We start from the raw sequence: 8,626 nt of genomic DNA on the forward strand, positions 1-8,626 counted from the left end.
ACCTACGCCTCCATGTCCTACATCAAACAAAATCCCTCTTTTTTGGGCTGCCAGAACAAAAGGCCTGACATTGCCCTTTTCATCCACAACCGGCATTCGTTCCGAAACATTCTCATAGGCGTGGGTAATAATATCACCCGGCTTCATATGATTCAATTGATCTTCAAGGGAAAACTCCGTAATGTGACATTCGACAAAAAGGGGACGGTTATTTGCTGCTGCCAGGTTAGATGCAGCGGTAAAAGGCGCCCATGATTTCCCTGAATAGTGGCCGATCTTGACACCAGCAATTATATCAGGATATTTTTTAATTAATTCATCAGCTTTCTGCAGATCCATATCCATTGTGTCCTGTTCCGCCTTGCCTCCTATCATACCCGGACCAAATACATTAAGGAAGGAAAGTACACGCGTCCGCGACCGCTCAATAACCTGCTCTTTAAAAGCAGGAAAGCTTTTATAGCCTGAAGTTCCGGCATCCACAACGGTGGTAATCCCGGCACGGAAAGTAAAATCGTCAGGCTTAACGCTCGAAGACCCGTTTGCGAAACCTACTGCAGGGCCTGTAAATACGTGGGTATGGATATCGATCAGGCCCGGGCTCACTATCATGCCACTCACATCTACTACTTTTTTGGCAGAGCTTGCTGGAATATCAGCAGCAACTTTAAATATCTTCCCATTGCTTATCGCGACATCCATTTTCGCATTCAGTTTATTTTTTGAATCGATCACCTGACCGCCTTTAAGCAGCAGGTCGACATCTTGTGCGTTCAAGAAAACCGGACTTAGTAAATAGCAGATCGCCGTCAGAAAAATGGAGGTTTTTTTATAGCGTCTCATGATAGGATCGTTTATTAAATTTATGTTTTTAAAAGCATATTACCTGTCTGAGTTCATGCATCAACTCTTACTGGGCAGGCATTGACGAGGCACTTATCGCGTTCAGATCCCAAACAATGCTACCCCTGCGGATAGTCAGTTCGGCCTCTAGCTTTTGCTTTCCTTTAATCGCAATTCCATTCGAATCTGAAAATCCAAAATCACCGGTTTTAAGATTGAATACTGCAATATCTGCTTCCGAACCTTCACTCAGGTTACCCAGCTCGCTTCTTTTGATAACGTTTGCTGGTTTCCATGTTGATGCAGCAATTACATCCTGCAAAGACATACCTATATTCAGAAACTTAGAAGCAAGATTCGCCATATCCTTGAAACCGCCATTCATACTTCCGGTGTGAAGATCTGAGCTCAATACATCCGGAGCGAAGCCCTGCTGCATTGCTGGGATTGCCTGGCTCCACATAAAGCTTCCGCCGCCATGGCCTACATCAAAAATGATCCCGCGTTTGCGTGCTTCGAATACAAAGGGTTTTACTTTTTTTGTTTTCATGTCTACAATAGCCTGTTTGTGCTCAAGCATTTTGCCCTCCGCACTGAATTCGCGATCGTAACGATACATATGAGTGAAAATATCGCCCGGCCGAAGATGCTTCATGAAAAGGTCCTCTATAGGAAGGGGAGGATTAGCTTTGCCAAAGTCAACCATAACCGGAATATTTGCGATGGTACCTGCTTCAACTGCTTTGTCCGCAGGAGCCCAGTCGTGGCCAATGTAATGTGCGATCTTCACACCTACAATGAGGCTTTTATATTTATTCGCCATGCTTGAAGTAAGCTTTGCATCCATATCAGCCGTATTCTGTTCATACGCAACCAGGTCACGCATGCCCTCACCAACAATATTTATAAATGAGAGAACACGTGTTTGAGATACATCAATGACGTTCTTTTTGAAAACGTCAAAATTTCTCCAGCCTGCGCCCCCTGCGTCAACAATAGTTGTAACACCTGTACGGAACGTAAAACCATCGGGAGGGAGTGCAGCCAGTCCGTTGCTCAAATAATGATCTGCCTTCGTTCCATGAAAAACATGTCCGTGTATATCAATTAAGCCGGGGGTTACATAGAGGCCAGTGACATTAACCGTTTTCCTTGCCGTGTTTGCAGGAATGTCTGCAGCAACTTTAGCGATCTTTCCGGCGACGATTGCAACATCCATCTTTGCATCGATCTTGTTTTTAGGGTCTATAACGTGCCCGCCTTTTAGTAAGAGGTCGATTTCCTGGGCTTGTGTCCATGAAATTCCGACCAATAAGAGCACGGCAGTGGTGAAGAATATCTTGTTAGGATTTTTGTAATAGTTTAGTTGCATATCATATTAATATCTCCTAATATAATTAAGAATAATCAGCGTAAAGAGATACTTGCAGAATTGTTACTGGTGATTTTGTCTCTACCTTGCAACCATCATCGTTCTGACTTGCTGTAGATCCTGATTCTGAAATCTAGCATAGTAAAGTCCCGGAACATAGCCCGGATTATCGAAATTGAAGGAGAAATCACCAGCTTGGGTAACCTGGTCTATTGCGGTTCCCATCAATCGGCCCTGAATATCAAAGATCTGTATAAGTACATGGCCACCTTTTGATTTATAGGCTATTTTAGTGGAAGACTGGAATGGGTTAGGATAATTAGAAATGAGAACTCCTTCGTTTGCAGCATTGAGGTTGGTGATCGAACTGGAATTACATCCTGCTCTATTGCTGATAATAGGCAGACTTTGAAAGTTTTGGAGCAAAGTAGCTTCCAAGGTGGTCGAAGATACGCAAAACCACTTTTCAAGTATTGATGCATAGATCGAACGGAAATCATACTGCATGGGAATGTTATCATTACCAGTTACGGTTCCCGGTATTGTCGGGTTCTTGCCAAGAACCCCATTTTCCACGTAATCTCCAAACATAAATAACGGTGCGGCAGCTCCATGGTCTGTACCTGTGCTTGCATTTGATTGGATCCGTCTGCCAAACTCGGAAAAGGTCATGCCGACTACCCGTTTGGAAGCGTTTTGAAGCTTAAGGTCGTCCATAAAAGCTTTAATCGCATCACTTACTTTCATTAACAGGTTAGCATGAGCCCCGGTTTCTGTAGCACCGGAATTGACTTGTCCGGAATGGGTATCGAATCCACCTATATTAACCATGTAGATCCGGGTTTTTAAGCCTCCGGAGATAAGCCGCGACACAATTTTTAGTTGATCAGCAAGGGAATTTCCTGTGGGGTAAGTTCCCTGAACTGTGACTTTTGATGCGGCAGCTTTGATCACCGCCGCATATTGCTGAGTTTGTTGAGAAATCTGTCTTACATAAGTTAGTTCTTTTCCCGCATTGGTGTTTGGAGCAGGGGTCTGAAGACCGTTGATCAGGTTATAAAAATTAAGCGGATCCGTGATAGCCATTCCCATACCTACCCCAGGCCCTTGAAAAGCCGGTGACACAAAAGACCCTATCTGTATCGCGAGTGGATCTGGCATATTTGTCGTTGGATAACCTGTGGGAAATCCTTTATATTCCTGATCCAAGTACCGTCCTGTCCAGCCCGAATTTATTACCTGGTTTGAATTAGATGCGGTAAGCCAGATATCAGTTGCCCTAAAATGGCTGAAGCTGGGCTGTGGGTAACCTACTGACTGAATGACATTTAATTTACCTTCTTTATATAATTCAGCCAATCCCTTCATCGAAGGATGAATACCTGTGTTATAATTTCCAAGTTGAATAACTTTATTTTCGGGCAAAATAATATTAGAGCGTGCCTTCACGAGGTTGGAGTATTGATCAAGCGGAACGATCGTATTTAGCCCGTCGTTTCCTCCATTCATTTGTATAAGCACGAGTACACGATCAGATTCTTCGCCGGCTGCAGTGAGCGCCGATATTAACGGGGAAGCCCCGAACGCCTTAAAGGTCATTCCATTAATAAGGGAAGGTAATACAACCCCGGCCGGAATAGCTTTTGTCAGAAAATCTCTTCTTTTCATGCCAGCTGATATTCTGCAAGGTTCATCATGTACTTGAACATGGCTACCAAACGTGTGTTTACTATGTTTTTCTTTGCAACATTTGTAGGGTCGGTTTTATGGTCGGTCCATGCGGTCGTCCAGTAATAATCCAATACCTGATTGCTTAATAATATACTCTTTAAAAATGTGCGCGTAGCTGTTGAGACGTCAATCCTGTATAATTGATCCAGGGCTTCATCAATCAATGCATTTGGATCTCCGGGATTAGCAAATTTTGACGTATATGCTATTGGATCAATCACTATCTTTTGATTGTTTCGAGTGTAGCCCGATGAAATAAACCGGTCAGTAAATACATTTCTTTTGGCTATCGTATCTGAATTGATCCAGAGTTCATAAAATTGAGGCTCCTGATAATATGCCGGCCAACCCGCCACATTAGGTGGATCTCCAACATCCTGTTGAAATGCTGCTGCCTGGCTCTTAATGTAAGCCCACATGTAATATTGATTTATATAATCCCCTTTGATAGGGAAAGAGATCTCGAACTCCCTGCATAAGCCAACTGTGAATTCCAAGGGACTTTTGATCATACATCCCCGGTTTTGGTTTAAAAAGAAATGTTCACTGCTAAACATAGCTTGTAAAACGGGCTTAATTTCGTAATTGCTTGCTCTGAAAAGTTCAGCAAGTGGTGCGATGAACGTGCTTTCTATAGTGGGTGTGATATCGTAATAAATAAAAAACCGGTAAAGCCTCCGACAGATATATAAACTCACTTCGTTTTGCAGGAATATCATATTAAGCATGTCATCCAGCTCTTTCGCCCCATTTAGGCCTGTTTGACCTTTGATAATGGTATTGTTATAAAAAGACGAAAATTGTTTGTCGGTTATATCATGTCTTGTCGCATCAAAAGTCGATGTAATATTAATAGCATCAAGCCGATAACCGGTTAAAACCTTAGCAGCCGCTTTTACATCCGATTCAGTGTATTTGGACCCAGGGCCTTTGCCCAAAGTGAAAAGCTCTTGAAGCTCTCGCGCATAATTTTCATCGGGCGCGGTTTTAGTGTTTAAATATCCGTTCAGATATCTGAGCATTCCCGGATCTATACTGACTTGCTTAACTAATTCGCGAAAATTGCCGTAACAGTAGGTTCTGAGCAGTGCGTTCGTCTTGTATGAATACCTGGCATCTCCTACATCTGTCGTTTCTGTCGCAAAGTGATTGTGCCAGAAAAGTACCATCTTTTCGCGTAAAGTCGGTGCCTGTTCGAGCATCATGCCTGTCCACCAGGATGTGAAGGACCCTACACGCCTCGAGTTTATCGTTCCGTTTTCATAAGGCGCACTAATCCATGGTTGCCCATCAGGGACTGTTAGATCTGATAAGGTAGCGTCGTTATAGTTATTAACCGGGGGGCTCACTGCCATTTCGTTGCCCAAAAGACTATTGAGGACTTCAGTCAGCGTTTTGCCTGAATAGATTGCGATATCTATTCTTTTCACACCAAATAACGACCGTTTCAATAAATGAATCAACTCGTTTTTTCCAAATGTCCCCGTATATGGTTTTACTGGCATGCGGTTAAAGAATAAAAGAGGGTTGCAGAAGGTTGTTAAATATCACCCACAAATACAATATACAAACTTTTGAACAATTATTCTATTGTTTATATAATATTTTTTAATTATTGGAGTTGAACAGGGTAGGATCCCAGCCTTAATGAACAAGATAGATATATTTCGATAGTTATCATTGTTACATTTCATTTCTTAATTTTTTAACTATTTTAGAAACATCAAAACCTGATTTATGCCGAATTATAAACTTCAAATTAATGGTAAAACACTACAGGCTAATGTTGAAGCCGATACCCCACTTTTGTGGGTTCTTCGGGATCATCTTGGATTGGTTGGAACCAAATACGGATGTGGTATCGCCCAATGCGGTGCGTGTACAGTCCATGTGAATGGCGTTGCAACCCCCTCATGTGTTTACCCTGTATCAGCAGTCGGCAATTCACCTGTGATCACTATTGAAGGCTTATCTGAGAAAGGGGACCATCCACTTCAACTGGCGTGGGATGAAGTTGATGTCGCTCAATGCGGATATTGCCAGGCTGGCCAGATAATGACTGCAGCCGCATTATTGAAGAAAAACCCGAAACCCTCGGATGAGGAGATCGCGAGCACCATGCACAGAAATATTTGCCGTTGCGGGGCTTATCATCGCATACGCGAAGCAGTTAAATTAGCAAGTACTAAAGCCTGATCTCATGGAAAATATAAAGAACAGCAGGCGCGATTTTTTAAAAATGACTGCTATGACCAGCGGTGGGCTGGTGCTTGGATTTAACTGGTTCAATGTAGAAGCTGCTCCTGTAATTGTTCCGGGCTCAGCAATAGCAGCCGGAAATATTGGGTTCAATAGCTATTTATCTATAGCAGCTGATGGTATAGTTACGATCATGTCGCCGAATCCTGAACTTGGCCAAAATATAATGACCTCTTTTCCAATGGTTGTAGCTGAGGAATTAGAAGCGGATTGGACTAAGGTTCGAGTTTTGCAGGCAAACCTGGATAACAAATTTCAACGGCAATTAACCGGCGGAAGCGGGGCGGTTCCGCACTCCTGGAAACTGTTAAGAACGGCGGGCGCAACCGCGAAAGCTATGCTTATTCAGGCTGCGGCTCAGCAATGGGGTGTTCCTGCGGCTGAATGTTCTGCTGCAATGGGTATAGTGAGCCACGTTTCATCAGGTAAAAAGCTAGGATATGGCCCCCTTGCGGAGGCTGCCTCCAAAGTGCCTGTGCCAACTGATATTAAACTAAAGGACAGGAAAGATTTCAAGATCATCGGAACGCTTGTTCGAAATGTAGAGAACAAGAAGATCGTTACTGGAAAGCCGCTTTTTGGCATGGATGTTTATCGTGAAGGAATGCTTTTCGCGATGGTACAGCGTCCTCAATCATTTGGGATGAAACTGAAATCTGTAGATTCCGCTGCGGCCAAAGCTATGCCGGGGATAGTAGATGTGGTTAGCTTCAAAAATAATGTAGCTGTGGTAGGAAAGTCTACCTGGCAGGTAATGAAAGCAAGAAAGCTTTTAAAGGTAGAGTATGAAAAAGACGGCGCGATAGAAAGTACCGATGATCATAACAAGCTGTTTGTGTCCCTAATGGATACGGGTACTGCAACTGTTCGACGCAAAGATGGTGATGTGGATACAGCTTTCAAAAACGCGGCTAAGATTGTAAAAGGAGAGTATCAATGTCCATTCCTTTCGCACAGCCCCATGGAGCCAATGAACTTTTTTGCGCATGTTCGCCCTGATGGGATCGAGCTGATTGGCCCCACACAGACTCCGGCAAATGCCAGAGCGCAGGTGTCGAAATTATTGAACATTCCCGAAGACAAGATCACACTGCAGCTAACTCGTTTGGGAGGTGGTTTCGGCAGAAGGCTGCAAAATGATTATGCATTGGAAGCAGCAGAAGTTTCCAGCTTGTTGAAAGCACCAATTAAATTGATATGGAGCAAAGAAGATGATTTGACAGGTGGTGTATACCGTCCTGCTGTACGTTATCGTTTTGAAGCAGCATTAGATGCTTCTGGGAATATGATCGGATATAAATTAAGAGGTGTTGGAATAAACTCAGGTAATTCAACCCGTGAAAATAATTTCCCATCCGGCGCTGTCGATAATCTATTGATAGACTCTGTCGAACATAAATCGCCAATAACAACCGGAGCATGGCGTGCACCGATAACTAATTTCTTAGCATACGCTGAACAATCATTCCTTGATGAGGTAGCTGAGGCTGCTGGTAAGGACCCTGTAGCATTCAGGCTTGAGCTTTTAGAAAAAGCTAAAGCTAAACCGGTAGGGGACCTCCGTTACGATATAAACCGGATGATAGGTGTTATTAAACTCGCTGCAGAAAAATCTTCATGGGGTAAGAAGAAAAATGTATCTCAGGGTTTCAGCGTGTATTTTTCCCACGCTTCCTATGTGGCGCAGGTAGCTGAAGTAGAGATGCAAAGCGGCATGCCTGTGGTAAAGAAAATATTTGCTATTGCGGACTGCGGTCAAGTAGTTAATTTGGGCGGTGCGCGGCAGCAGGTAATGGGTGGTGTGGTAGATGGACTTGGGCACGCGATGTATAGTAAGCTCAGTTTTAAAGACGGTGCCACTGAACAGAAGAACTATAATACCTACAGGTTGATCAGAATGAAAGAAATACCGGAAATCGAAACTCACTTTGTTGATAACGGGATCGATCCAACCGGCTTGGGTGAGCCTGCGCTTCCTCCAACCGGTGGAGCCGTAGCAAATGCTATTTTTAAAGCAACAGGTAAGCGCTTAAGGAGTCAGCCGTTTACCGATCAGGATGTTTTCAAAGCGATCAGTTAAGCACTGATTGCTGATAGCTAACTAAAAGCCGGCTGAATTTATCAGGCCGGTTTTTTATTGCTTAAACGATAATGTGGGATGTGTTGACTCTTTCGGTTTCACGCTCCGGATATGGTACCTTACAAGTTACTAGTGTTAACAGACAGCCCATTTCTTTTTACGGCACGATTACATCTAATCGGGAAAATGCTAATTAACAACAAGGGATTTTGTAACTTTGGGCGTACTAAAATCTATGAAATATGAAATGTCCAAATTGCCAAACAACGCTACTTATTACTGATAAACAAGGAATAGAGATCGATTATTGCCCGGACTGCCGGGGTATCTGGCTTGACAGG

Annotated in this window: 6 protein-coding genes and 1 pseudogene; 3 read left to right on the forward strand and 4 right to left on the reverse strand. The window is 43.4% G+C overall.

Annotated features, from left to right (window positions below):
• From WKF69_RS11180 to WKF69_RS11195, 4 genes and pseudogenes are all read right to left on the reverse strand, one after another.
• Nucleotides 1-843, reverse strand: a pseudogene (locus WKF69_RS11180) (amidohydrolase/deacetylase family metallohydrolase); the annotation flags it as partial.
• Between the two features lie 67 nt (nt 844-910).
• Entirely contained in the window at nt 911-2,215 is a 1,305-nt protein-coding gene (locus WKF69_RS11185; RefSeq protein ID WP_340381941.1) for an amidohydrolase/deacetylase family metallohydrolase, read from the reverse strand.
• Nucleotides 2,216-2,296: 81 nt separating this feature from the next.
• Entirely contained in the window at nt 2,297-3,883 is a 1,587-nt protein-coding gene (locus tag WKF69_RS11190; RefSeq protein ID WP_340381942.1) for a DUF1501 domain-containing protein, read from the reverse strand.
• A complete protein-coding gene (locus WKF69_RS11195; protein WP_340381943.1) occupies nt 3,880-5,451 on the reverse strand; it encodes a DUF1800 domain-containing protein in 1,572 nt (523 codons plus the stop codon). The genes WKF69_RS11190 and WKF69_RS11195 overlap by 4 nt, the downstream gene beginning before the upstream one ends.
• 232 nt (nt 5,452-5,683) lie before the next feature.
• Between WKF69_RS11195 and WKF69_RS11200 the strand changes: the two genes are divergently transcribed.
• From WKF69_RS11200 to WKF69_RS11210, 3 genes are all read left to right on the forward strand, one after another.
• Nucleotides 5,684-6,142 carry a (2Fe-2S)-binding protein gene (locus WKF69_RS11200; protein WP_340381944.1) on the forward strand — a complete coding sequence of 153 codons (459 nt, stop codon included), beginning with the start codon at nt 5,684-5,686 and terminating at the stop codon, nt 6,140-6,142.
• A 4-nt stretch (nt 6,143-6,146) separates the two neighbouring features.
• Nucleotides 6,147-8,285: a molybdopterin cofactor-binding domain-containing protein gene (locus WKF69_RS11205; protein WP_340381945.1), complete on the forward strand. Its 2,139-nt coding sequence runs from the start codon at nt 6,147-6,149 to the stop codon at nt 8,283-8,285.
• Between the two features lie 242 nt (nt 8,286-8,527).
• The coding region (locus tag WKF69_RS11210; RefSeq protein WP_340381946.1) for a zf-TFIIB domain-containing protein at nt 8,528-8,626 on the forward strand (99 nt) is incomplete at its 3' end.

It is taken from the genome of Daejeonella sp., assembly GCF_037719425.1.
Lineage (GTDB): Bacteria > Bacteroidota > Bacteroidia > Sphingobacteriales > Sphingobacteriaceae > Daejeonella.

What these genes read in the sequence shown, in the direction of transcription:
- WKF69_RS11185 (WP_340381941.1), bottom strand. Translation starts at nt 2,215, where the DNA reads ATGCAACTAAACTATTACAAAAATCCTAACAAGATATTCTTCACCACT.
- WKF69_RS11190 (WP_340381942.1), bottom strand. Translation starts at nt 3,883, where the DNA reads ATGAAAAGAAGAGATTTTCTGACAAAAGCTATTCCGGCCGGGGTTGTA.
- WKF69_RS11195 (WP_340381943.1), bottom strand. Translation starts at nt 5,451, where the DNA reads ATGCCAGTAAAACCATATACGGGGACATTTGGAAAAAACGAGTTGATT.
- WKF69_RS11200 (WP_340381944.1), top strand. Translation starts at nt 5,684, where the DNA reads ATGCCGAATTATAAACTTCAAATTAATGGTAAAACACTACAGGCTAAT.
- WKF69_RS11205 (WP_340381945.1), top strand. Translation starts at nt 6,147, where the DNA reads ATGGAAAATATAAAGAACAGCAGGCGCGATTTTTTAAAAATGACTGCT.